Annotated in this window: 20 protein-coding genes and 4 tRNA genes; 17 read left to right on the top strand and 7 right to left on the bottom strand. The window is 50.5% G+C overall.

Going from position 1 to position 24,304, the window contains the following annotated elements; all coding sequences use genetic code 11:
- Window positions 1-206 precede the first annotated feature (206 nt).
- The 9 genes from E4T21_RS12595 (at window position 207) to E4T21_RS12555 (ending at window position 6,450) form a co-directional block, all read left to right on the top strand.
- A tRNA-Met gene (locus tag E4T21_RS12595) sits at window positions 207-283 on the top strand.
- 179 nt (window positions 284-462) lie between these two features.
- Window positions 463-538 (top strand) — tRNA-Asn (locus E4T21_RS12590).
- Between the two features lie 70 nt (window positions 539-608).
- Window positions 609-684, top strand: a tRNA-Asn gene (locus E4T21_RS12585).
- A 42-nt stretch (window positions 685-726) separates the two neighbouring features.
- Window positions 727-802 (top strand) — tRNA-Asn (locus tag E4T21_RS12580).
- Window positions 803-1,166: 364 nt separating this feature from the next.
- Window positions 1,167-2,024 (top strand): ATP-binding cassette domain-containing protein, encoded by an 858-nt coding sequence (locus tag E4T21_RS12575; RefSeq protein ID WP_187774991.1) that lies wholly within the window; start codon window positions 1,167-1,169, stop codon window positions 2,022-2,024.
- On the top strand, window positions 2,012-2,848 hold the full coding sequence (locus E4T21_RS12570; RefSeq protein ID WP_149285359.1) for an ABC transporter ATP-binding protein: 837 nt from the start codon (window positions 2,012-2,014) through the stop codon (window positions 2,846-2,848). The genes E4T21_RS12575 and E4T21_RS12570 overlap by 13 nt, the downstream gene beginning before the upstream one ends.
- Entirely contained in the window at window positions 2,845-3,165 is a 321-nt protein-coding gene (locus E4T21_RS12565) for a hypothetical protein (RefSeq protein WP_149285357.1), read from the top strand. The genes E4T21_RS12570 and E4T21_RS12565 overlap by 4 nt, the downstream gene beginning before the upstream one ends.
- Window positions 3,162-4,679 carry an ABC transporter substrate-binding protein gene (locus E4T21_RS12560; RefSeq protein WP_240349127.1) on the top strand — a complete coding sequence of 506 codons (1,518 nt, stop codon included), beginning with the start codon at window positions 3,162-3,164 and terminating at the stop codon, window positions 4,677-4,679. The genes E4T21_RS12565 and E4T21_RS12560 overlap by 4 nt, the downstream gene beginning before the upstream one ends.
- A gap of 10 nt (window positions 4,680-4,689) precedes the next feature.
- The gene (locus E4T21_RS12555; RefSeq protein WP_149285355.1) at window positions 4,690-6,450 is read left to right on the top strand and encodes an ABC transporter permease subunit; all 1,761 of its coding nucleotides are present in this window, start codon (window positions 4,690-4,692) and stop codon (window positions 6,448-6,450) included.
- Window positions 6,451-6,843: 393 nt separating this feature from the next.
- Here the strand turns inward: E4T21_RS12555 and E4T21_RS12550 are convergent, their stop codons facing one another.
- Window positions 6,844-7,800 (bottom strand): GlxA family transcriptional regulator, encoded by a 957-nt coding sequence (locus E4T21_RS12550; protein ID WP_149285353.1) that lies wholly within the window; start codon window positions 7,798-7,800, stop codon window positions 6,844-6,846.
- 146 nt (window positions 7,801-7,946) lie between these two features.
- Between E4T21_RS12550 and E4T21_RS12545 the strand changes: the two genes are divergently transcribed.
- Together E4T21_RS12545 and E4T21_RS21680 are read left to right on the top strand one after the other, a co-directional pair.
- Entirely contained in the window at window positions 7,947-8,825 is an 879-nt protein-coding gene (locus E4T21_RS12545) for an MBL fold metallo-hydrolase (protein ID WP_149285352.1), read from the top strand.
- Window positions 8,826-8,985: 160 nt separating this feature from the next.
- Window positions 8,986-9,288, top strand: a complete 303-nt coding sequence (locus E4T21_RS21680; RefSeq protein WP_149285350.1) for an isochorismatase family protein — start codon at window positions 8,986-8,988, stop codon at window positions 9,286-9,288.
- 276 nt (window positions 9,289-9,564) lie between these two features.
- On the opposite strand, the gene E4T21_RS12535 is transcribed toward E4T21_RS21680, so the two are convergent.
- Window positions 9,565-10,488 (bottom strand): LysR family transcriptional regulator, encoded by a 924-nt coding sequence (locus tag E4T21_RS12535; protein ID WP_149285348.1) that lies wholly within the window; start codon window positions 10,486-10,488, stop codon window positions 9,565-9,567.
- Window positions 10,489-10,582: 94 nt separating this feature from the next.
- Between E4T21_RS12535 and E4T21_RS12530 the strand changes: the two genes are divergently transcribed.
- From E4T21_RS12530 to E4T21_RS12515, 4 genes are read left to right on the top strand one after another with little or no spacing between them, the layout of a single operon-like run.
- Entirely contained in the window at window positions 10,583-11,098 is a 516-nt protein-coding gene (locus E4T21_RS12530; protein ID WP_149285346.1) for a GNAT family N-acetyltransferase, read from the top strand.
- Complete coding sequence (locus E4T21_RS21675; RefSeq protein WP_149285344.1) at window positions 11,076-11,471, top strand: ectoine synthase; 396 nt, start codon at window positions 11,076-11,078, stop codon at window positions 11,469-11,471. Before E4T21_RS12530 ends, E4T21_RS21675 begins: the two co-directional genes overlap by 23 nt.
- 5 nt (window positions 11,472-11,476) lie before the next feature.
- Window positions 11,477-12,331: an EamA family transporter gene (locus tag E4T21_RS12520; RefSeq protein WP_149285342.1), complete on the top strand. Its 855-nt coding sequence runs from the start codon at window positions 11,477-11,479 to the stop codon at window positions 12,329-12,331.
- Window positions 12,324-13,640, top strand: a complete 1,317-nt coding sequence (locus E4T21_RS12515) for a phenylacetate--CoA ligase family protein (RefSeq protein ID WP_149285341.1) — start codon at window positions 12,324-12,326, stop codon at window positions 13,638-13,640. Before E4T21_RS12520 ends, E4T21_RS12515 begins: the two co-directional genes overlap by 8 nt.
- A gap of 31 nt (window positions 13,641-13,671) precedes the next feature.
- On the opposite strand, the gene E4T21_RS12510 is transcribed toward E4T21_RS12515, so the two are convergent.
- A complete protein-coding gene (locus E4T21_RS12510; protein ID WP_149285339.1) occupies window positions 13,672-14,121 on the bottom strand; it encodes a hypothetical protein in 450 nt (149 codons plus the stop codon).
- Window positions 14,122-14,229: 108 nt separating this feature from the next.
- Window positions 14,230-14,496, bottom strand: a complete 267-nt coding sequence (locus E4T21_RS12505; RefSeq protein ID WP_149285337.1) for a hypothetical protein — start codon at window positions 14,494-14,496, stop codon at window positions 14,230-14,232.
- Between the two features lie 596 nt (window positions 14,497-15,092).
- Here E4T21_RS12505 and E4T21_RS12500 point away from each other — a divergent pair.
- Window positions 15,093-17,435: a glucose/quinate/shikimate family membrane-bound PQQ-dependent dehydrogenase gene (locus E4T21_RS12500; protein WP_149285335.1), complete on the top strand. Its 2,343-nt coding sequence runs from the start codon at window positions 15,093-15,095 to the stop codon at window positions 17,433-17,435.
- 260 nt (window positions 17,436-17,695) lie between these two features.
- Here the strand turns inward: E4T21_RS12500 and E4T21_RS12495 are convergent, their stop codons facing one another.
- From E4T21_RS12495 to E4T21_RS12485, 3 genes are all read right to left on the bottom strand, one after another.
- Window positions 17,696-19,597 (bottom strand): hypothetical protein, encoded by a 1,902-nt coding sequence (locus E4T21_RS12495; RefSeq protein ID WP_149285334.1) that lies wholly within the window; start codon window positions 19,595-19,597, stop codon window positions 17,696-17,698.
- A gap of 150 nt (window positions 19,598-19,747) precedes the next feature.
- The gene (locus tag E4T21_RS12490; protein ID WP_149285332.1) at window positions 19,748-20,224 is read right to left on the bottom strand and encodes an FHA domain-containing protein; all 477 of its coding nucleotides are present in this window, start codon (window positions 20,222-20,224) and stop codon (window positions 19,748-19,750) included.
- Window positions 20,225-20,375: 151 nt separating this feature from the next.
- The gene (locus E4T21_RS12485; RefSeq protein WP_149285330.1) at window positions 20,376-20,570 is read right to left on the bottom strand and encodes a hypothetical protein; all 195 of its coding nucleotides are present in this window, start codon (window positions 20,568-20,570) and stop codon (window positions 20,376-20,378) included.
- A 422-nt stretch (window positions 20,571-20,992) separates the two neighbouring features.
- Between E4T21_RS12485 and E4T21_RS12480 the strand changes: the two genes are divergently transcribed.
- Entirely contained in the window at window positions 20,993-24,133 is a 3,141-nt protein-coding gene (locus E4T21_RS12480; RefSeq protein ID WP_149285327.1) for a hypothetical protein, read from the top strand.
- Window positions 24,134-24,304 lie beyond the last annotated feature (171 nt).

The following is a 24,304-nucleotide window of genomic DNA, read 5'->3' as shown; positions in this document are numbered from 1 at the left end:
TTCACTGTCCATGACGGAACATGTCCTTGGTGGCTGTTCCCATCCTTTGGGAAGTATGGACGTAGAAGCAGTATGCCTTTTGTTGATTGCCCGTTCAATTAAAAAACATTGTCGCCATGGGGCTTGCCAATGACTCGCTCGATGTGCATAATTCAGCCCCGTCGATGCGGCGGTGGTTCGCCGATAGACAACAGAAAGATCAAAAAGGCTACATAGCTCAGTTGGTTAGAGCACATCACTCATAATGATGGGGTCCCCTGTTCGAGTCAGGGTGTAGCCACCAAAATACAGAAAGCGCCCACCGGTTCCTGGAATCGGTGGGCGCTTTCGTTTTCCGATGTTTTGCGCCGATGGATTGCATGAAATGTGGCTGGCCAGCCGGGCTGGCAAGTGCATGAAAGTCATTGATGGGCTTGACGTATCGAAAGCAATCCGTATACTACGCCCCGTGCTTGAGGCGATTCCCCGATAGCTCAGTTGGTAGAGCAAATGACTGTTAATCATTGGGTCGTAGGTTCGAGTCCTACTCGGGGAGCCAGCGCCAAAAAAGCTTTGTGATGATGTCCTTTTCAGGCAATCACGAAGTAGCACCGACAATTCAGGGTCATTCCTCGATAGCTCAGTTGGTAGAGCAAATGACTGTTAATCATTGGGTCGCAGGTTCGAGTCCTGCTCGAGGAGCCATCCCTCTACCTGATATTGTCGCCCTTGTTTGCACATCGTCGTTCCCCGATAGCTCAGTTGGTAGAGCAAATGACTGTTAATCATTGGGTCGTAGGTTCGAGTCCTACTCGGGGAGCCAGTGCATCTGCTTTCTTTCCTGTCGTTCATCTATCTCGTTGCTGATCCTTTCCTGAGAATGATATGCAGGCAACTGCGTGTATCTTCTTGATTTTCTTATCAGTATTCTCAGTTTCGATGTCGTCGTTTCCAGCGACTAGCGGAAGCAACGACTATCGGAATCAACGACTTCGGAATCAACTGCAGCCGCTATTGCTCAGCGCCTCCATTGGCCGTTTTTATTTGATCCGTCGTTTTGCTGATGTCATGACGCCATCTTGTCCAATAGCAAGCCGGATATTGGCATTGGGGAGGTGGTCACACTCATTAGTGTTATGATATAACATAAAAAGATTCCACTATATCAAGCTTTTGAGGCACGCCACATGAGGTCACCGGGCCACTCTGTATTGACGGTGAGTCATCTACGACTTCATGTGGGCAGGCAGCTCATCGTCGATGATCTTTCATTTCAGCTCAATGCCGGAGAGCGGGTGTGCCTGCTTGGACCGTCCGGGTCGGGAAAGTCGATGACTGCGAGCGCTATTCTGGGAATCTCGCCGCCATCCGTCAGCTTGAAGGGTGAGATTCGCATCAATGGTATGGATGTCAGTCATATCAAGGCGGCTCAGCGTCCTGTTGCAGCTCGTGCTGGTATGGTCTTTCAGGATACTCATGCCGCTCTGAATCCTTTGGTCACCGTTGGCATGCAGCTGCGCGAGCCGTTCATGCGCTTCCATGGATTGTCCAAACGAGACGCGCATCAAGCAGCCATTGATCTGCTGGCAAGGTTGATGATCGCAGAGCCGGATAAGGTTGTTTGTCGCTCTTCTGCTGAACTGTCCGGCGGTCAGCGCCAGCGTATCTGCTTGGCGCTGGCTCTGGCCTGCAAGCCGTCACTTATCGTGGCTGACGAGCCCACTACCGCTCTCGACGTTCTCACGCAGATGGAGGTACTTCACTTGCTCAAGGAGTGCACCGGTACAGCGGATACGCCCGCACTCTTGTTTATCTCACATGATATGACTGCTGCGGCACAGTTGTGTGAGCGTGTGGTGATCATTGACGAAGGACGGCTGGTGGAAAGCGCTGCGCTAGACACGGTCATGTCCAATCCACAACACCGTTTTTCGCAGGAACTGGTAGCAGCCATCGGAGACAGGGCATTTCCTCATCGAGCAGAGGTAGACGATCGATCAGTTGTCGATGCAAGTGCTGAGGTGAGGTGGCCATGCAGAGCATAGACCGGTTCAACGAAGACGGTTCTCTGCTTAGCGTCACAGGGCTCAACAAGTTTGCAGGAATCGCCGGTTTCTGGAGAAGGGGCACCAGACGGCAGATATTGAAGAACGTGAGTTTCCAGCTGTTTCCTGGTGAATGCATCGGACTGGCTGGCGTATCCGGAGCGGGCAAGACAACACTGCTGAATCTGATTCTCGCATTGGAGAGTGCCGACGCAGGGGGCATCTCGTGTCTCGGCAAGCCCATTGCCCCCGCATCGGTGAGTTCGCTGCGCTGGTATCGGCGAACAGTTCAGTATGTTCCCCAGGACCCTGCATCTTCATTGGATCCGCGGATGAGTGTCCGTGATCTTGTCAGAGAGCCACTCGCGAGGCTGCGTGTCGACTGCAATCACGATCGGCGCGTGGAGGAGTCTCTAGAGCAAGTTGGGCTGGAGAGCCGGCTTTTGACACGCCGCCCTGGACAACTCTCTGGAGGGCAAGCTCAGCGTGTTGCGATCGCGCGCGCGATCGCTGTACGCCCGAAACTGTTACTGGCCGATGAGCCCTTGAGTGGTCTCGACCTCCCGGCCCAGACCCGCGTGACCCGAGTGCTGGAGTCGTTGAATCAGTCTGCCGGTATCGGACTGCTCATCATCTCTCACGACCTTTCGGTGATCTCCCGACTTTGCCAGCGAACCATCATTCTGGATAACGGCGCCATTATTGAAGACCGTCCTACGCTAGAGCTGTTCCGTGCCCCCGTGCATGCGCGAACCGAGGCTCTGCTTCAAGCGGCCATGACCCTGTCGATTCGCGGTTCAACACGAGATAGGGTGAGCCCATGACGCATCCGGTTCTGCGGATAAGCCAGCTTATCTTCAATGTCGGCTTTTATATGGTGTTGCCATTTCTGGCGACGCATCTGCGTGACAATCTTGTTTTGGCGGGTGCGGCAGTCGGTGGCGTGGTAGTCCTCGTGGGTAACGTTCTCGTCGTTGACCTGCTGGATGATGCACTTTTTCCTTCATATGCGGCCACTGCTCCTTGGCTGGTGTCGGCTGCCTTCCCGGCGATCAGTGCCATTGCGCTGTTCGTCCTGCTTCGCTTTCCACTCTTTTCCACTACTTCGGCCTCGACCTGCTTCCAGGAGTCCGTATCTTGACGTCACGTGCCCCATTATCTTTCTCTATCGCTGCACTTTCATTGGCCATGCTCGCGGGCTGTCAGCAAGAAGACCCCAAGGGGGCTGATACTGCTGCCAGTGGAGAGCAGCGCATTCGAGTTGCCATGCTGCAGCCACCCCGTTCTGGTTTGAACCCGCTGACTGACGATGCCTTCAAGCTCTCGCGCTGGAGTACGGCGGAGACGTTGGTACGCCTCAATGATGATGGTGATCCGCAGCCGTTCCTGGCGACAGAGTGGGAGCAACTGGACCCTAGAACCTGGCGCTTCGAGATTCGTGAGGGTGTTACCTTTCATGATGGTAGCCACCTGACGGCAGAGCAGGTGGTCAAGGCATTATCTGCGGCCACGAAGGCTTCGCCCAAGCCGCGTATCCTGGATGGCGTCTCGATGACGATCGAGGCCGAAGATGATCACGCTGTCATCGTGCGCACCGCAGAGGCTGATCCCTTGGTACCCAATCGTCTCTCCAGTCCGCAGCTGGCGATTCTAGCGGCAAGTGCCTATGGCGAGGATGGACGTGTCAATCCCATCGAAGCCGGTACCGGCCCATTCGTGCTCAAGGAGATCAACGGTACCCAAAGTGCCAGGCTTGATCGCTACGAGGGGTACTGGGGGGAAAAGGCTGAGCTGGCAGGCATTGATGCAGACTACGTGCCCGATGGTACGGCGCGAGGCGCGGCTTTGCGCACTGGTACCGCAGATGTCGTCGAGGCCGTGCCGGTTTCTCAAGTGGCGCTGATTGACCCCGAGCTGGTTCATGAAGTGCCGATGCCGCGGACTAACACGCTCTACCTCAACACTGAAACAGGCCCTTTTCAGAATCCTGGCCTGCGGGCGGCAGCCCGCCAGGCAATTGATCGTGACGCCATCGTCAGGACGGTATACGAGGGGCGGGCTGATGTTGCCAAGGGACTCCTGGGGCCTGCACTACCGTGGGCCGATGAATTGCGTTCGCCCATTGAGGGCAGAACACCCGCAGCGGACCCAGAAGGTGCCAAGATCACGCTTGCCACCTTCACTGATCGGGCAGAACTGCCGGAAGTCGCGGTACTGCTTGAGCAGCAGTTGACGACAGCAGGGTTCACTGTTCAGCAGGAAGTCCGCCAGTATGCCCATATTGAAGCGGACATGCTGTCAGGTGAGTTCGACGCTTTCATATTATCGCGAGCGACCATGCTCGACTCTGGTGATCCAGTGGCCTACCTGTACAGCGATTTCGCCTGTGAAGGCTCCTTCAACATCGCCCAGCTTTGTGACCCCGACATTGACGCGGCGCTGAAGAGAGCGGCTGACCTGCCCCAGGGGCCAGAGCGCCGCCAGGCCATTATTGATGCCGAGGCCACGATTCTGGCAACCGATGCTGCAGTACCAATGCTTCATGAGCGTGTCATTCAGGGGGAGTCACCTCATGTGGTAGCGGCAGAGCGAGATCCGCGGGAGCGTAGACTGGTCACCGAACATACACGACTCGCGGGTGAGAGTGACGAGTGAAAGCAGCAGCATGACAGACTTTAACCTTTCGGCTGGGGCGCATCGTCGCCGTATGCATGGGCGCTGGCTCATTCCGTTCCTATCACGACTCATCACGTTGTCAGGCGTTGTGTTACTGGTGGGGCTGTTGCCATGGTTGTCTGGTCGGGACCCTGCGCTCAGCATTTTGCGTGCCCGGGCCGGAGAGCAGAATCCGACTCAGGAAGCCTTGGATGCTATTCGCATGCAGTTGGGGCTTGATCTCGGGCCAGTGGAGAAACTGTCGACTTGGGTAACGGGGCTCCTCCATGGGGATGCAGGTAACTCATGGATTTCCGGCGCCCCAGTGCTACCAGGGATGCTACAGGCGACCCAGGTCTCGCTGACGTTGATGTTAGCTGCACTGCTGGTGGCAGTAGTGACTGCCGTGTTGATTTGCCTGCCGACCATGCGGCGTGGACTTGCTGGTAATCCAACATCAACATCGGGTGCCGTTGGCGCTACGCTTACGGCTTTGCCTGAATTTCTGCTGGCATCGCTTCTATTGGTGGTCTTTGCAGCCTGGTTGAAGTGGTTTCCGCCTTATGGCTGGGGAGAACCTCGCCATCTTGTATTGCCAGCGTTGGCGCTGGGACTGCCGGGAGGAGGACTGATAGGGCGGCTGTTCAGTGATGCATTGACGGTAGCATTCTCCGAACGCTGGCTTGCGACCTGGCATGTGGCAGGCTTTGAACGGCGTCGCATCGTATTGGCGGTCTTGCAGCGTACCTTGCCAAGCTTGATGCCTCAGGTTGGGCTGGTCGTCATAGGGTTAACCGGAGGTGCCATCGCTGTAGAGCAGGTGTTTTCTATCCCCGGGCTCGGGCGCGCGACATTAGGTGCTGCCTCGGCTCAGGACTTGCCGGCGCTTCAGGCAGGCATTCTGATCTTGCTCCTCATTGCTGTTGTGCTGGGAGCCGCCATCAATCTCGGTCGTTCTGCACTGCTGGGGCCTGCACTCCGTACCGGTGCCATTCCTGTAGCTGCCCATGCTCGTCATGCAGGGCGAGGACGCTGGGTTGTCCCGGTAGGGGCGGTGGTGATACTCGCTGTGATCATCCTTGCAGGCCTGGGGCGTGACCCTATGGCTTCCGCCTATCTGCGGTTGCAGCCTCCGAGTTTGGCTCTACCATTAGGTGCCGACGGTACCGGTCGCGATATTCTGGCACGTGTTAGCCATGGTGCACTTTCCACTATGGGTATGGCGCTGGTCACGGTTTTCATTACCTTCGTGATCGGTGTCCTGATTGGGCTCATGCCGCGGTTGGCGGCAGGACCCATAGAGATTACCAATGCTACACCTCCTGTGATTGCCGGATTGATCGTCGCCGGGGTCATGGGGCCTAGTGCAAGCGGGGCGGTCATTGCGGTGACTGCTGTGACCTGGGCGCCGTTGGCTGCCCACACGGCGGCGCTGGTAACCGAAGTGATGGGGCAAGCACATATTAGGATTACGCCAATTCTGGGGGTGGGCAGCTTTCGCCTATTGATCCGGTATCTCATACCTTCCGTCATCGGGCCGGTATTTCGGCACGCAATGCTGAGGCTGCCGGGAACGGCTCTGGCATTAGCGTCACTGGGTTTTCTCGGGTTGGGGCCTCGCCCTCCTGCGCCAGAGTGGGGGCTTTTGCTCTCGGAGAGCATGCCTTATCTGGAGCGTGCACCGTGGGCAGTACTGTTGCCAGCGCTGGCACTTGTGCTGATGTCGGTACTGGCAGTTTCCTTGTCCAGTATGTGGAGGCGTACGGAATAACAAGGTTTTCTGAGGGAGTGGGGCGAGCCTTGATTGGAGCTGTGTACGAGGCTGCTGATGCTAACTCATGATTTGTAGTGACGAGGTAGAGCTTCATAGTTGTATACGGTATCCGACAAGACGAGACTGCTACAGGTAAACAGGAGTATTAGCTTCATATATGCCGATATCGAAGATCACGGCATCGGTGTGCCCGACGAGCCGTTGGTCAATCTACCTATCGATCGGCGACGCTGATACATCGTGTTGAGCCCCGCAAACCTTCGGGGCGCAAGGCTCCTTCTTGTGCTGATCGGATTAAAGCTGTCGCGGCTGATCACCAATATCGGGCGAAATCTCAATCAACAGGCACGGGAAGATGATCAACTCATCAAGGCGTGGGCCCGATAATGGTCAGTCTTTTGGCTCGCCGAATGTCTTGCGCCAGTCGCGGGGACTGACCTGATGGCGCTGTCTGAAATGTTGCCGAAAAGATGTTGCTGTGCGAAAACCGGCCCTTTCCGCAATGGCTTCTACCGACAATGATGTGTTTTCCAATAGCTCGCGGCCACGCCGTAACCGCTCGCTCACTAGCCATTCCACTACCGTCATGCCGGTGGCCTTGTGGAAATGGCGCGTGAAGGTACGCCGGCTCATGGCCGTATGGTCAGCGAGTTCGTCAATGGTGTGTGATTCCGCCAGGTGTTCCCGCAGATAGTCGAGCAGGTGGTTGATATGGGCGTCCTGGGTAGAGGTGGCAACCGGCTGCTCTATGAACTGCGCCTGTCCTCCCTCCCGATGTGGTGGGACTACCATGACACGGGCCACCTTGTTGGCAATCTGCGCGCCGTAATATTCGCGTACCAGGAACAAGCAACAATCCAGGCCGGCTGCGGTACCGGCAGATGTCACCAGACGATCTTCCTCCACATAGAGCGCATTGGTGTCCAGCTTGACTCTGGGAAAGCGATCACTGAAGTCCTGCTCGGCCATCCAGTGAGTCGATGCCCGTCTACCGTCCAGCAGCCCGGCATAAGCGAGGGCATAGGTGCCGTAACAGAGTCCTACCACATGGGCGCCTCGCTCATGACAACGGGTGAGCGCCTCGGCCAACTCTGGCGCTGGCGCTTCATTCAGGTCATGCCAGCCAGGTACCACTGCGATATCTACCCTGTCCAGCAGTTCCAGGCCGCCGTCGGGCTGCAGTGTCATTACTCGCTCGGCCTGCAGCGGCGTTCCCTCTGGTGCCACGATGAATAGATCGAACAGTAGGCGGTCGGGCAAGGCCATACCGAACACCGTGTAGGGCACCGAGAAATGAAAAGGACTGATATTCGGGTGAAGGATCAGCCCGACGCGGGGCAGTGACAAGGTTCGACTCCTGACATTCATTCTTGTCGATTATGGCATTGTGGCCCGAAAGTTTCGAATATTGCCTTGCAGGCCAATTTTTTGCTCAGTCGGGTCACTCTAGACTGCTTGCCATTACCCCAGCAATGTAATGGAGGAGCATCCATATGCTGATCAAGACATTCGCAAGTTCCTTGACCCTGACCACGGCCCTCATCGCCGGCAGTGCATCCGCGGACTCGACTTCTCAGGAGACAACGCCGCAGGTGCAGCAGATCCGCAATGCCACGCTGAAGATCACCTATGGCGATACCACTTTCCTGATCGACCCAATGCTGGCTGAGCAGGGCGCCTATCCGGGCTTCGAAAACACCTATCGCAGCGAATTGCGCAATCCGTTGGTTGGGCTGCCAATGCCGGCAGAGGATGTGATCGCCGACACGGACGCCGTGATCGTTACCCACACTCATCTCGACCACTGGGACGCTGCCGCTCAGGAGTTGCTACCGAAGGATATTCCCCTGTTCACCCAGAATGCCGCCGATGCTGAGCTGATTCGCTCCCAGGGCTTCAGTGATGTGCGCATTCTCGATGGTGATGCCGAGTTCGGCGGGGTGCAGCTCCACAAGACAGGTGGCCAGCACGGCTCTGATACGCTCTATGCCGTCCCCGAGCTGGCACAATCATTAGGCGATGTCATGGGCGTGGTCTTCGAGGCGCCGGGACAGAAGACCACCTATGTGGTTGGTGATAGCGTCTGGCGCGATGAGGTCGAGCAGGCACTGGAGCGCTACAACCCTGAGGTGATCGTGCTGAATACCGGCGCCGCCGAGGTGACCGGCTTCGAAGGCGACCCCATCATCATGGGCAAGGAAGATACGCTGCGTACCCATCAGGCGGTTCCAAATGCCACCATTATCGCGGTGCATATGGACGCGGTGAACCATATGACGCTGAGCCGGGACGAATTGGCCGATTATGTGCAGGCAGAAGGCATCCAGGATCACGTCTTGATTCCCGCCGACGGCGAGGTCATCTCTTTTTGATCCCATGGGCCGCCACCTTCATGGCGGCCCGTTGCTCGCGACCCGCGTGTTGAAGGGAGCTGGTCTACCCAGCGCAGTCCTTGCCAGAGCATGAACAGGTTGACACTGGGGGGATGGCGCCAGGACACCTGGTAAATACCACTGAAAGAGGGTTGGTCACATGAGTAACCGCGCCATCATTGTTGTAGATATCCAGAATGAATATTTCCCCGGTGGCAAGCTGCCGCTGGAGAGTATTGAAACAGCAGCAACGAATGCAGCCAAAGTCATTGAGCATGCTCGATCGGTAAAGGATCTCGTCATCCATGTTCGGCATGAGTCCGCTCACATGTCTGCGGCTGCTGGCGAGAAAGATCGCCGTGGCGCAATGCACCTCCGGGACATGCCCGAGTCGGGCCTGGCTGCACTCAATAGCAATGGCGAGTCGGTCGAGATGGAACTGGCCAGACAACTGGTTGCTTGAACCTCAGTCCCCTCAGAGGGGTTTTTTATTGTTGTGCTTAGGGTATACCCCACTTGCTAGGGTTGAGACTATTGACGAGTGTAGCGATAAGTTCTTGACAGCTACTCAATTCGCAACGCACTTTAATCTCCTGCTCTATTTGTTACAGATTTCTCGATGTTAATATATGGATTATTTCCACTTGGAGAGGTTTTTTTGCGTACTCTTCCGCAGATGAGAGTTTCAAGAGTATCATCAATTTAGGTGTTTTAAATAGATTGTTTTTGTCTTCCGCTATTAATAATTAAAATTGTTTTTTTCGTTCTTGAAGTTTTCGAAGAAGTACTTTATCTCAGGGCGACTCATATTATCCGTCAGTCCGAAAACTAAGATGGATCTGTATAAAATAGGATTTAAGCTTAGTGTCTCAATGCCTCTAGTGTCTTCCTTGCGAAGGGCAAGTCTAGGAACAATAGAAACGCCAACGTCATTTCTAGCCATTTGGATCAAAGTGCTAAAGTTATTAACCCATAGTCGTATCACAAGTTCACTGCGTGAAATTCCTGATTCTTCAAAAAAATTATATACTAAATCCTCGCACCCACCTGAAGAAATAATTAGTGGGAAGTCACTAGCTTGATCAAGAGAAACTTCAAGGTTGTTGGCTAGAGGGTGTGCCTTGGGAACAATTACAACCAGCTCGTCTTGAAATGCAACCTTCCAATGAAATTTTCCTTTCCACTTTTGTGAGATAGTGTTTGAGATATCCGTTGTAAATCCGATGTCAGCTATTCCATCCATGACCCATCTTTCCACTTCATGCTCAAACCCCGTGAGTACGTTCCTAATGCAGCTTTCAATTTTGTTGTTCTGTATGTTGTTTAGATATGATGTGGCAACGCTATTGATCGAAGCGATGTTAAGTCGTTCCTTGGGTGTGCTTCTTGAAAAGTCTGCGAGGGAGTTAATATTATTTAGTTCTGTTATGATGTTTGTAGTGAAAGTGTATAGTTTACTCCCCACGGGAGTAAGGCCAGAAATGTTTCTACCGTTGTAGGAAAAAAGTGGAGTTTCAAAGAAATCCTCAAGTCTTGTTAAGGAATGGCTGATACCGGATTGGCTTACACCAGTACATGAAGCAGCTTTAGTGTAAGATTGTGAGTCCGCTACACTCTTGAAGGCACGAAGCTGAGTCAGTGTTATTTCATGTTTGTTGCTCATCGAATCACCTCATATTAAAGATGACATGAATTGATTTCATATATCCTAATCTTTGCAGTATCCTGAATCAAATGAATCTCGTACAGGTATTGTAATGATCCAAAGTGAAATTAGATTTGAGCATCCGTCGGTAGTTGATGCAAAAAGCTTGTTTCGACTGGCAGCTTGCAATGACAATTTGGATTTATATCCTGAGTATTTTTATCTTGTTTGGGCACGAGATTTCAGGAAGACATCTCTGGTGGCCAAGTCTGGGGATAGATTGCTTGGTTATATTCTTGCATATATCAGGCCTGATGATAATAGAACGCTGTTTTTGTGGCAGATAGCTGTTGATCCTAGTGTAAGAAGTTCTGGATTAGGCTTTTCGTTAGTCAAAAAATTGATCGATAGTGTAGGCGAAGATGTTAGTGCATTTGAAGCTACGATTGATGTTTGTAATGACGCAGCATACAACACGCTGACGTCACTTGCCAAACAGTATGAGACTAATGTGTCTCAAAAAGATTTATTTTTAGAGAGCGATTTTATTAGCAGTCATCATAAAGAAACTTTGATACGACTTGAGAGGAAAAAGGAGTTGGTGAATGAAGGTGTGGAGCAAGAGTGAGCTAAGGAATTCCTTTCAGCATGTAGATAATCATAATTTTGATAGTTATAGGCTTCTTGTTAGTGATGACGGGGCTCAATACTCGGTACATGATACGGTCATACGCTCTGGTGAAACTTTAAATATTTGTTATAAGCATCAAGAAGAGTTTGTTTATATGGTTTCTGGCACTGGGTATGTTTATGACTGTTTTAGTGGGGTTAGGCACGAGCTATCTCCGGGGGTGTGCTATTACTTGAGTATCGGGGATGAGCATGAGTTGCATGCTATTACAGATCTTCGGGGTATCTGTGTTTTCACACCACCGACAAGAGGCGATGAGGTACATGATGATACAGGGGGGTACCCTGCAATAAATGACTTGGTGGAGTAGGCGAGTTGTCTATTTTTATTTCACTTATAGCGATGATATGTCTAGGAATTACCCATTTTATAAATGGTATGTTGTCTAGGCATTATGATGTGAAGAAGATAAGCTTCTTTACGCACATAGGTGGTTTTTTAATAGCATTAATAGCAGCGCTTGCCTATTCGGATTTTACCTTAAACTCTCTTTATTGGGGGGCTCTATCAGGTATTGCTTCAGCATTGGGCGCGATTTTTCTATATCGAGGCATGAGTACTGGTGCTGTTAGTGTAGTTGTGCCGCTTAGTGGCGTTTCGATGGTGGTTTTCTCTCTAATTATATCCATCCTGTTTCTCGGCGAGCGTATTGGTCTGTTAAGTAGTCTAGGGCTTGTTTTTTCAATCCCGGCAATTATGCTTATGACTTGGAGTACTGAGCATGCTAAACATGGCCATGAAAATGAGGAAAAAAGAAGTGGAGTAGGCCAAGCTGTTTTCTCTGGATTTGGGTTTGCATGTCAACTAGTAACATTAGGGGAAGTCTCTCCTTCAGGAGCCTTGGCCGCTGTGGCAGTTAGTATGTTTGTTGCCTCTATAGTAATTTTCCCTTATGCAAATCCTAGTATTTTTGAGGCTACTAGGAGACAGGCAAGAATTGCTATGTTTGCAGGTTCAATAAGTGCTCTTGGTCTTGTTCTCTACACGATAGCCAAAGAAGGCCAGTTGCTTATAATTAGTGTTCTGATTGTTTCAATGTACCCTCTAGTTCCTGTGGTTCTTGGTGTGGTACATCTTAAGGAAAGAGTTAGCAGTATTAAAGTGTTAGGTATTGTGTTTTCTATTTCAAGTATCATTGTTCTGACCTTGGGGAGTGTCGGTAATGTTTGATAATTCAGTTATCGATGGGAAAGAAAATTTATGCCAAGATCTAGAGGAGTATTATGTGAACTGCATTGCGAATGCGCTGAAGAGGATTCGTGTTGGTGGTTCAGACTATCAATCAAAGCTTTTGGACTTCGGCGTCTCTAATCATGATGTTAATTCTTTGCGTGATATAAATTCTCTTCCATTTACTACAAAAAAAGATTTTCAAGAAAATTACCCTTATGGGTTATTCGCCGTACCGCTTTCTGAAGTTGTAAGACTTCATTCTTCAAGTGGTACAAAGAACAGACCAAAGATTGTTGGGTATACCAAGAATGACATTAGGAACTGGGAAACACTTGTTCTTCGTTGCCTAATGATGCACGGGTTATCAAAAGATGACATTGTACATAATTCGTTTGGATACGGGATGTTTACCGGTGGCCTAGGTCTTCAGCTTGGAGTTGAAGCTAGTGGCGCAACATTGGTACCTGCTTCATCTGGGAATACAAGAAAACAGATTGATCTATTGCGTGATCTTAAAGCCACTGTGCTTTTGAGTACTCCTTCATTTGCAATGCATCTTTCTGAACAATCAGAAAAATTAAATTTTGACATTTCCCGTAGTCCCTTGAGGCTAGGTTTTATGGGGGCTGAGCCATGGCCAGTCAATATGAAGCAGCAAATAGAAAAGGCACTTGGCATAAAAGCTGTGAATATATATGGTTTGTCAGAAATAATGGGACCAGGAGTTGGGGTTGAAGACCCGAATGATAGTGACAGTATTATATTGTGGAGCGATCATTTTTATGTGGAAATTGTGAACGAAGAAGGTGAATTGGTACCTGACGGATGTTATGGGGAGTTAGTTATAACGAGCTTTTTGAAAGAAGCGCTTCCACTTATAAGATATAGAACTGGTGATATTACTCGTATTGTAAAGAGAAAAGGTCTTAGTGGTGTATGGGTGGAACGTATAGCTTCTCGATCTGATGACATGTTGATTGTCAAAGGGGTTAATATGTTTCCAAGTCAAGTGGAGACGGTATTGTGTGATTTTCCAGAACTATCGCCATATTACTTATTGGAAATCGAGAAGCACGGGTTTTCAGATCATGTCATACTTAATGTGGAATTGTCACGTGGGAAATACAATTTTGAAAGATCACAGATATACGATATTTCAGAAAGACTTAGAAAGTCTTTGAAGGATGATCTTGGAGTGCATATTGACATAAAAATTTTCAATCCAGGTGTTTTGGAACGATGTGAATCAAAGAGAAAAACTGTCAATGACAAACGTGAGAATGCGGACTCAAGCTATATCGCCTGAGAACGTACCCTTTGTTAGTATATTGTTTTTATTAGATGTAGTTAGCATGGGGCTGTTCACGTTTCGACAAAGGGTATTCAGCCAGTGCTCGGTTGATAATTCCCTGGTAGTGTTTGACGCTGACACTGTTTCGTGGGCGAATTCTTTGTTCAAGGTAGTGCTCGTCGCCCAGTGAGACAATGCTGCTGGTCAGAATAGCCTCGCTCTCGAACGCAGCTTCATGATACCCAACCTCTCGACGCACGGTCAGGACGCCAACGGAAGATTCGATCACCCGATTGCTCTGCAGGTGCTGAATACGCTCAATTTGTGTAAAGGTTCCCGGCCGCTCCTTGAGCTTGCTGAGAAACTCCTGTTCAAAATGCTTTTCAGATAGCGACTTAACCACCGGCAATTCAGACTTCGCCAACTGGATCTCATCGGCTGTGAACTGCGCATCCGGTTTGTCGAGGCAGAAAGCCAGCATGCTTGCATCAGGCATTTTGATAAGCCAAGCGAGCTCGTCGCTTATACGTGCTCTCTTGAAAACCTCTTCTTGATAGCGAATCTTGTCAATATCAATCTCGAAGCTTTCGTTAAAACTGTATATTCAGGCAGATAAGTTATCGCGAGTGACGTTGTTGAGTGGGTCAAGGATGTAGAGACCACTGAGATAAATCTCCTGAACGTTCTCGTCGAGCACCTGATTCACCAGAATTTCTGGCTGAGCACTCTTGTGGTACAGCAGCGAAAGGCCCTTGAGCCCGCCGAATAGTTCTGAGAGATACTCGATCATGGCATCGTGAAAGAAGGGCTCTCCAAGCGTATCGATCACAATGGCCAATCTTTCTCGATTCGGGACCAGGCTCTCGACCATGTCAATGACTCCGGTAAGTCTCAATCGCTCATACGATGCCATGGGGTAGGTTCATGTCTGTATGAGCGAAGGAGAGGGTTGCTAGCCCGCGCCCTAGAGCCGTAACTGATGGGAAGTGGCTTGCATGGTCCGCCTTGCCAGGTAAGCCGGTAACTCACTGATCTCTGGTGGTTTGTCCACTGTTGGGAGAAACGCCTTTGCAATCGATCGGTTCGGGAATGTTGTAGTTGAATTCAGGCTGCAAGGCAGCTGATGCTGTCGATTTAAAATTAATTAGCTTACTATATATATCTGACGTAGGCCTCAGCAATGCAAGGCTGTTGGGTGAATGCTCTGGCTTTCCAGTCAAGCCTTCCTCAGGTCGTCATCCCTGGGAAACCTCTATTGCCTCCTGTCAAGACCAGAAGCCGTTGATGTGATGCACAGGCTATGAAGTCACTCTTCATGGTGCAAACCGCATATTGGTTTGCCAGTTTCTGGCTACGCTTATGAGAGGGGGAGCATCTTGCAGTGCTTTCGGGTACAAGCGGATGCTACGCAACTGAAACTTATAATAAAAACATGGACGCTATAACTCACTAATAGGAGCAAGGGCAATGTTCATCCTTTCCCTGATCTTCTGGATAGTGGGTCTTGCGCTACTTGGTGGTGGCGCTTGGCTCATGACTCTGGGAGGAAGTTGGTACTATGCGCTAGCGGGCGCGGCACTGATAGGTGTTGGTGTATTGATGAAGCCGCGTCTGGCAGCTGCACGCGGGCTTTATGCACTGTTTCTGATCGCGACAGCCATATGGGCGTTGTGGGAATCAGGCTATGACTGGTGGCCGCTGGCCACACGTCTGGGTGTATTCCTGCTGTTGGCGATTCCGCTTTTCTTCGTGGGCAAGGCGGGCGAGCGTCACCTGGGGTTGAAAGTGCTGCTCCCGATCTGGGTGATCATTGGTGTTGGCACACTAGGCAGTGCGCTGGTCGATGCTCATAAGATCAAGGGTGAACTGAACACGGATGTCGTGGCAGAAAACCCCAGCATTGGTGATACACCGGAAGGTAGCTGGCATGCGTATGGTCGCAATAATCTTGGGCAGCGCTTTTCGCCGCTGACACAGATTACCCCGGAGAACGTGGAAAATCTGGAGCTTGCCTGGCAATACCAGACAGGTGATCTGAAAGGGCCGGATGACGTCACGGAAACTACTTACGAAGCGACACCGCTGAAGATAAGCAATTCGTTGTTTCTGTGCACACCGCACAACTGGTTGATCGCGCTGGACGCTGACTCTGGCGAAGAGCAGTGGGTCTACAAGGCCAAGATTCCTGCAGAAAGCCAGCGTCAGCATCAAACCTGTCGTGGTGTTTCCTATCTTCCGCCGTCTTCCGATGGCCCTGATGCGCTTGACGTAAAAGTGGCAGATGGCCCGGCTGAAGCACTGGAAAGCAAGCAGTGCGACGCTCAGTTGTTCATGCCGACATCCGATGCGCGTCTGTTGGCATTGGATCCTGAAACCGGTGCGCGTTGCAGCAACTTCGCTGACAACGGTGAACTGGACCTGATGCATAACATGCCTTTCAAACAGGCAGGTTTCTACTACTCCACATCACCGCCTGTTGTGGCGAATGGCCTTGTTGTTGTGGCAGGTTCCGTTAACGACAACTATGCCCTCGAGTCACCTTCTGGTGTTATTCGTGCATATGATGCCAAGACCGGTGAGCTGGTATGGAACTGGGATTCTGGCAACCCCGATGAGACGGCGCCAATCGGTGGGGATGACGTCTACACGACCAGTTCCCCCAATAGCTGGTCGGTGGCCAGTGCGGATGAAGAACTGGGGCTGATCTACTTCCCGATGGGGAACCGCACGCCGGATCAGTTGGGCATGTACCGTTCGCCAGCCGAAGAGAAGTATGCCTCCTCGGTTGTAGCGTTGAGCCTCGAGACTGGCCAGGTCGAGTGGGTGCATCAATTTGTGCATCATGACCTGTGGGATATGGATACACCTGCACAGCCGACGCTGGTGGATCTGGACACCGAGCAAGGCAAGCAGCCCGCTCTGGTGATTCCGACCAAGCAAGGGGATGTCTATGTACTGAACCGCCAGACCGGCGAGGCCATTCTGCCGGTTTCGGAACAAGCCGCGCCACAGGGGACCATTGAAGGCGATCATGCATCTCCGACACAGCCGATCTCTAGCCTGACGTTCCGGCCGCCGACACTGCGCGAAGCTGATATGTGGGGGGCCACGCCCTTCGACCAGCTGATGTGCCGCATTCAGTTCCGTTCGTTGCGTTATGAAGGCCAGTACACACCGCCGTCCGAGCAGGGCACTATTGTATTCCCTGGCAATTTCGGCGTATTCAACTGGGGTAGCCTGGCGATAGATCCCAAGCGTCAAGTGATGTTTGGCATGCCGCTGTATCTGGCGTTCACCTCGACACTGGTGTCGAAAGAGGGCGCTGATTTGGGGGAAACCAATCAGGGGGAGCAAGGCCTGAATGAAAATGCCGGCGCGCCCTACGCGGTTGAAATGAAACCCTTCCTGTCACCTCTCGGTGTGCCGTGTCAGCAACCGCCGTGGGGTTATGTTGCGGGAGCCGATCTGCGTACAGGCGAGATCGTCTGGAAGCACAAGAATGGCACCGTGCGTGACATGAGTCCGTTGCCGCTGCCCTTGAAGATGGGGGTTCCGGGGATCGGTGGTCCCATTATTACTGACGGAGGCGTCGCTTTCCTGGCCGCGGCCGTGGATAACTATCTGCGTGCCTATGATCTGACCTCTGGTGAGCAGCTGTGGCAGGCACGCCTGCCTGCCGGTGGCCAGGCTACACCGATGACATACCTCAACAGCAAAGGCGAGCAGATGGTCGTGTTGGTTGCAGGTGGCCATGGCTCCATTGGTACGACCATCGGTGACTATGTCATGGCATACAAGCTGAAGCAGTAAGCTGTATGTATCAAGCATCTCACCTTGAGATGTGAATCACCCAGCCCCCGCTGATATTGGTCAGCGGGGGCTTTTTATTGGTTCATCGACTGGGTGTCCTGTCTACAGCGGTGAGGCCGGGTATGTGCTCAAGGGTGACAAGCTGGCTGTTGGTCTCGAACAGTCCATGTCAATCAAGCTAGAGGCATTACCAGAAGAGGGTAAGCAAACCAGCATCCAAGATATCAGCATTCCCCCCCCCCCCAGGCCAGCTACCAGTGCTAACTGGCTTTTGGATCAAGGCCGGCATCAACCCAAACTTGTCTTGCCAGGTCGGTCAACTGCTCGATACCACCGTGACGCACCAGATAACCATTAAAAACATCGGCTTCATCGGAGAAGTTCCCAAGACGATCCATGAGCTGTTTACCGGTATGATGGCTGAGTTCCTCATAACTGGCGAAGTCGCCATGGATGAGGTTGTACTCCAGCAGCTGCTTGTAACGGTCGGCGAGGTTGCCCTCCATATAGAGCGTCTTGCGACCCTCGACGTCAACGCCGTCGACAATCGTTGAGACGATGCCGTTCAGGTGGTTGTCGAAATCCGTCGCATCCTCAAACAAATCCTGCTCTGGTGTAACATCCAGGTCTTTGCCGGAACCCCATGTCTGATAAGCGAGATTATCGAGCTGCTCGTTTCCTCCATGACGTTCCAAGTAGCCGGCAAAAACATCAGCCTCATCCTCGAAATTACCGAGGCGATCCATGAACTGGTCCTTTGTGAATTTGCTTAATTCTTGAGGGCTATCAAAGTCACCATGGCGAAGGTTGTAGTCCAGGAGCTGCTGGTAGCGGTCAGCGAGGCCACCCTCCATATAGAGTGTGTGGCGATCCTTGACATCGACCCCGCTGCGGATGGTTTCTACCAATCCATTCAACTTGTCATCGAGCTCTTCGTCATCCTCGATCGCAGGCAGTCCGATTTCGCCACCGCCGAATTCATCCATGATCTCTTCATGCGTCATTTGGTCGAGATCTCCGCCCCTGGCTTGCTCCATGAAGTCTTCTACATCGAAGTCATCATCAAGATCGATCGTTGCGCCTAGCCGATCCTCGTCGTAACCGATTCGTGTCACACCACCAAGCCCGCCAGCGGGACCCAAGCCAGCATCAGGGGCGCCCAGTTCGTTGGCAAAGATTTCCTCGGCGATGTCCATCGTTGGAGTGTCACCGATCCCAAGGAAGGAGTGCACCATCTCGTGCGCCATCAGCGAGACATTATTGAGGTTGTCCTCTGACTTGTAGTCTTTCGTGCTGATGTCGTCGTAGGCAGTGGGGGCATTTACGCTGGTGGCAAAGTCATCGAAGGGGTTCGTGATGGTACCGCCACCATGTCCAATGGCGGAGAAATTGAACTTCTTCTGGCCGTCCGTGTTTTCCAGCGTGGAGCGAATGGTCTCCTTCATGAAGTCGCTGTGGTCGTACATGTAGATGACGTCCTTGCGGATCTTGTCACCATGCTGGCCCGAGAAGGAGAAGATGTTCAGTCGTTCCAGGTGGGCGACGAAATCCTCGCCTGACATGTCTGAATCCGCCATGACCTCCTCGAAGGAAGGGCCTTCGCCAGGCTTCTCTGGCTCCCAGTTGGAATCCTCGTTGAATACATTCTTCAGTTCATCTTTCACATCAGCGTCATTGCGGATGTCGATCTGGAGCACGTCGCCATTGATTAACGTGGTGCGATTCTCATCGGCATTGAAGCGAAACTGGAGGCGAATACCTTTATCCAGCGCATCATTAAAGGCTTCTTCAAACTCTGGGTCGCTCTCTAAAAGATCTTCTACAGTTCTCTGAATGACATTCTGATCTTCAGGTTTATCAGAGCTTTCATCTTCTTCGTTTCGGCGTACATCACGCTCGAATTCAATCTGATCATTATTGTCTAAACCAGTTTCACGGCCAAGGCCTCCTTCGCGGATATCGTCCAGTGCATCGATGATATCTTTATGGTGGTCGGTGGCAGGATTATCGTTACCGCTCTCATGAGTACCCAGCTCTTTCGTAGTGTCGAGACTGTCTTGGTCATCCTTGCTTCTTGATACGGCCTTGTTCCATGAGGATAAATTTAACACGCTATCGAATTTCATGTTCATGTGAGAACGGCTAATTGGCTCAGTACCCATCGAACACTCTCCATGTAAATACATACATAAATTATTCACTCAAGGCCTTGACCGCTAATTTCGTGAAAGTGTGATACTCATATGCACCAAGGCCTTGTGCACTACCATGAGAGCCTGAAGTCATAGGATGTCCATTCGTCAGCAACATCGTCATTCCTGAGTGTCGCATCCGCCTGTTTCACGGCATCTGGATAACAAGGCGAGAATGGGCGCGCGCGTGGTTCGACTAGCAAATTCAATGGTATTCCACGCCAGGCGCATGAAGGGAGGTAACGAAAGTTCAGATGGAGAGAGCTGCAGTTTGGCATCGCCCATCTCGAAAGTGACTGGCAGGCTGGTACGCCATCCGGTGCCTTGGGCGAGTACCTTGCCTCCGATGGAGACATTACCTCCCGTCGCCTCGATGGCGACCATGCGGGCATGAAAGCGTAGAGTGACATGCTCAGCACCAATGTCCGTATCACTGAGCATCACATCCGCCTGGGAAGAGGATCCGATCCGGCAGACGGGTTGTTCTATTGGAATCGTCACACCCCGATGGAAGCCATCCGTCACCTCCAATGTCGAGTACACGTTGGTCACCGGAGCGAACAATGATCGTAGGGATGTCGTGAAGGGAGAAGGCATGGACGTGTACCTGACCAAACACCTCCCTTGCCGACGGTTGTTACTCCTCAACAGCCGCCGGCAAGGGAAATGAAACTATGTCTGGGGGCCACCGGTAATAGCCGGTGGCTGACATCGATCATTGTGCTGGCAACCATCGATGTCGATGGCATCAGTTATTGGGACGCGAGGACCTGGCAGTATCGACCTCGGTGTTTCCTTCCGTCTTGGCCTTGCTCACTTCCATGGATTTTTTTGCAGCTTCTTCAAAGACCTGCTTGAGCTGGCCGACATCGATGCCGCCGCCAGAGTCTCCAGCACCTTCAACTTGTTGTTGCTTTTGATGTTTCAGGGAAAACATTGCCATTATTCCTAGTCCTCAAGTGAATGGTTCCGTTGGTCGAGAAAAACCTCGGCCGCCAAAGACGATTAGCCTGTGCGACTTGATTGAAGCTAGGTGGAAAAGGCTTAAATTCGTCGTTAAAAAATGTTAATTCTATCAGTTTTACAAACAACAACGATTAACATAAAAATAACGCCATATTTTCATTGGCATGGTGATTTTCATCTGGTGTTGTACTAGATTTTATAATTCAGAATCCAGTGATTATTTATAGCTTTTTTATATCTTCCTATAAATTAATAAATATAAAGATAACAATGTAAAAATTAGCATAGCTCAGCTTATCGGTACTTGAAAAGGTTGTTTGAGAGTGTGGATGTCAGAATTTATCTTCACTTGTCTATTGGATTTTTTTAATAAATTAACAATAATTTTGGAGGCTAGCTATGCCTGTTCCCATCAACTCTGATAGCAATATTGATCCAGTTGATTCTATTGATTCCAAGTATGCGGTTGGAAGCGAAAAATGGTTCGAGGCAGTAAAAAAAGCATTGAAGAATACTGCTGAAGACACTGGTGACACGTCGTCTGACGATGCATCAGGAGTCAGTAAGTTGAGCTTGAAAGAGATACGTGAAAAATACGATATTCCTGATTTCACAAAAGATGGCTTGATGAGCGTCAAGGTGGATGGAGACAAGACGGTAGGGCAAAAAGCTGCAGAGGATTTTATACAAGGTATTCGGGACGACATTGATAGCGGAAAGCTGAAAGAGAATTCCGACGAGGCTAAACTGATAGATTTTATGGATGCACAGGCGGCCATCGATAATGGATATGACCTTTATGGCTATGCTGAAACTATAGAATCCAGCAAAACGACCTATCGAGAAACCCAGGATGATCCGACTCATCTCACTGGGGATGATGTCAAAGATATGATCGATGAAGAAAAGCTTGCCGAAAAAATATCTGATCTAATGCAGAAAGAGGGGATCGCTGAAAGGTATGATAAAGCTCTGGACGGAGCGATCGACAAGATTCCCAAGGATAAACTTGAATCAATATCGGATAAGATTGATAAAGCCTTGTTTGAGGGCGATACAAAGAAACCGAATCTTGAATTCGAGGAATATATCATCGCTGTAAAAGAAAAGGCTGAGAAGGACGGTGATGAAAAACTGGCAGATGATATTCAAAAAGAAGTAGATAATTATTTTGACGCGCTTCAGGCACTTGATCCGGATAGTTATTCAGAAAGAAAGCAAGCCTTCAATCAGAACATGATGACGCATCAGCTGGATTCTTATATGGAAAATCCAGAATCTATAGATGCAGAGAATGCTGAAGTAGGTCTGCGTGATACGATCGATATTGTTCAGGCAGGAGTTAATGGTGTTCTTCAGACGTTGGATAAATCGAGTAAAAGTTATGATGAATATAATAAATTAAACAATGACCTGAAGACATTCAAGGAAGGGCTTAAAGACCTCTCGCCGGAAGAATCAAAAAAACTATACTTATCGATGCAATTGGCAAACCATGTCACCATGGATAAGGGAGTCAGTCAGGCTGAAAGAAACAAAGCATTCAAGGCCATTATAGACGACAACTTGAAGTCGCTGGCAGGTCCCGAAAAAGGTTCATTCATGAAGTTGCTCGAATCCGCGTCTTCTACGGGGACCTTGGGGGCACTCAGCGGAACCATGAGTTTCATCAGTGGAGGTATGCAACTGGCTAACGGTGGCTGGGACGACATGTCATCGGACGAGCGAGTAGCTGCAGTGCGTGATTTGGTTGGCGGCTTAAGTTTCAGCAATGATTTCCTCAAATTTGGCTCCAATATAAAAGAGCAGCTTTCCGGCAAGGATGGTGTGCCAAATGGCCCTGATGGCAAGCCTCGTGTCAAGGCTACGGATTGGCTGGGTCTGCTTGGTGATAATTTCCCCGATATCTGGAAGCCGAGTTCTGATGCCAAGGCTAGAAAACTGTCTAATGCCATATCTGACAATATCAATAATAAAATCGATATGGCTTCTGAGGCACTGGATAACAAGGGAATAGACCTGAGCAAGCTTAGTGACGAGGGGCTTAAAGAGTTCAATGATGTAGTTGATGATTTAGGCAAGGAAATGATGGGGGGCGATGCTCCGCGTAGCGGAAAGGATATTGCCAAGAACCTAGGGCGATCCTTTCTTCGCTTTATGGGAGGGGCTGGTCTGGATATTACCGGTGGTGTCATGGATCTCGTCACCGGCATCAACAAGCTTAAGAATGCTGACAGCGAACTCGAGAAGGCAGGGGCTGGTTTACAGGTAGGCCTTGGTTCTTCCGGCACTGGCATGGCCATTGCCAATACGATTTCCATGTTTGCGCCGAAAGGTAGCAACTTGGCCTCCGCGATAGGCAATATCGGTACCAAAGTCATGCAGGGGATCTTTATGGGGGCTCGTGTCGCCGGGCCTATCCTGGGGATCGTGGGTGCAGTGTTAGGAATAGCGGGTACGGTGATTGCTGAAGCGATAAACCATAAGAAACTGCAGAAGCTTACCGATTCACAAGGGGAATTCTTCAAGGATCTGGCAGGCCATGGGGTCACTAAACCAGACTGGGGGGATAAACTCGAGTATGCACGCTATGCGGCGTATATGTATGGTGGTAGAGATGCACCAGAAGATGAATCCATTTTTGATTTCCAGTCGCAAGAATGGGAACACTTCCAGGACACTGAAGCAGAAAATGGAAGTTCGCTAAATCGCTTGGCACCATATCTTCATGTTGATGGAGATCCAGACAGTAAAAACCTTTGGGAGAAAGCCCAGAATGGAGAGACAACCTTCCAGCGGAGAGATGGCCTCGGTCATAAGGATAACTGGCGTCCATGGGGAGACACCGATATGGACGCAAAGAAAAAAGACGATCCATCAGGATTACCTCGATTCGGTGACGACGGGAGGCCAGGGGATTTTGGAGAGTTTAGAACGGACATTGATAGAGTTGATGTAGCGTCGATTGAGTTGGTAGATAATGGAAGAGTTATCTTTGTCAAAGATGGTGTCAAACAGATCATTGATCCTTTGGCCGGTGATAATAAGTCAGATAGAAAAATACGAGAGCAGATCATAGAGTATCTGGAAGGTATACACGACTTGGCCCGCCCTGACGGAAAGTTCAGTCAAGACCGTGCGGACATGTTGAATGAAGTTTTTGGCAGAACGGACGATTTTAATAGTCTGGATGATATTCGCTCTTATGTCGAGTCAGAAGAAGAACTATCTGGTTTTGGGAAAGAGTTCATTGAAGACAATAGAGAGTATATCAATACCATTGTTGAATATTGGGACGACTGGAATGGAAAAGACTCCATTGTCAGCATGGATGATCTAGAGGGCTTTGTACAAGATGGTGATAGAACCAAGGCAGAGCAAGAGGCAGCACAGTTTTTGATAGATGAAATGAAGTTCTTTGAGACATTGGATACTGCAAAGCACAAGGTTGATGCTGATGAAAAAATCAGCACGAATGACTTGGATAGCTGGTTGGAATCTGTGGGGGAAGGTGGATTCGAGGATTATTTAAAAGGCTAATCATTTAAGATTACTGATGTATGGCGGCCTCAAAATTCTGTAACGAGTGCAGTCGTGTACTGAATAGAGGTTGGAGCCAGTTTTGTAGGTACTTAAGTTTTGTAGGTACTTAAGTTTTGTAGCTGCTTACCTGTTCCGATCACCAGAGTGAGTCGCTCGAGTAATGGAGAC

The sequence above is a fragment of the Halomonas binhaiensis genome (assembly GCF_008329985.2).
Classification (GTDB): Bacteria; Pseudomonadota; Gammaproteobacteria; order Pseudomonadales; family Halomonadaceae; genus Halomonas; species Halomonas binhaiensis.
The sequence above is the reverse complement of the archived record's forward strand: the minus strand, read 5'-3'. Positions and strand labels throughout refer to the sequence as shown.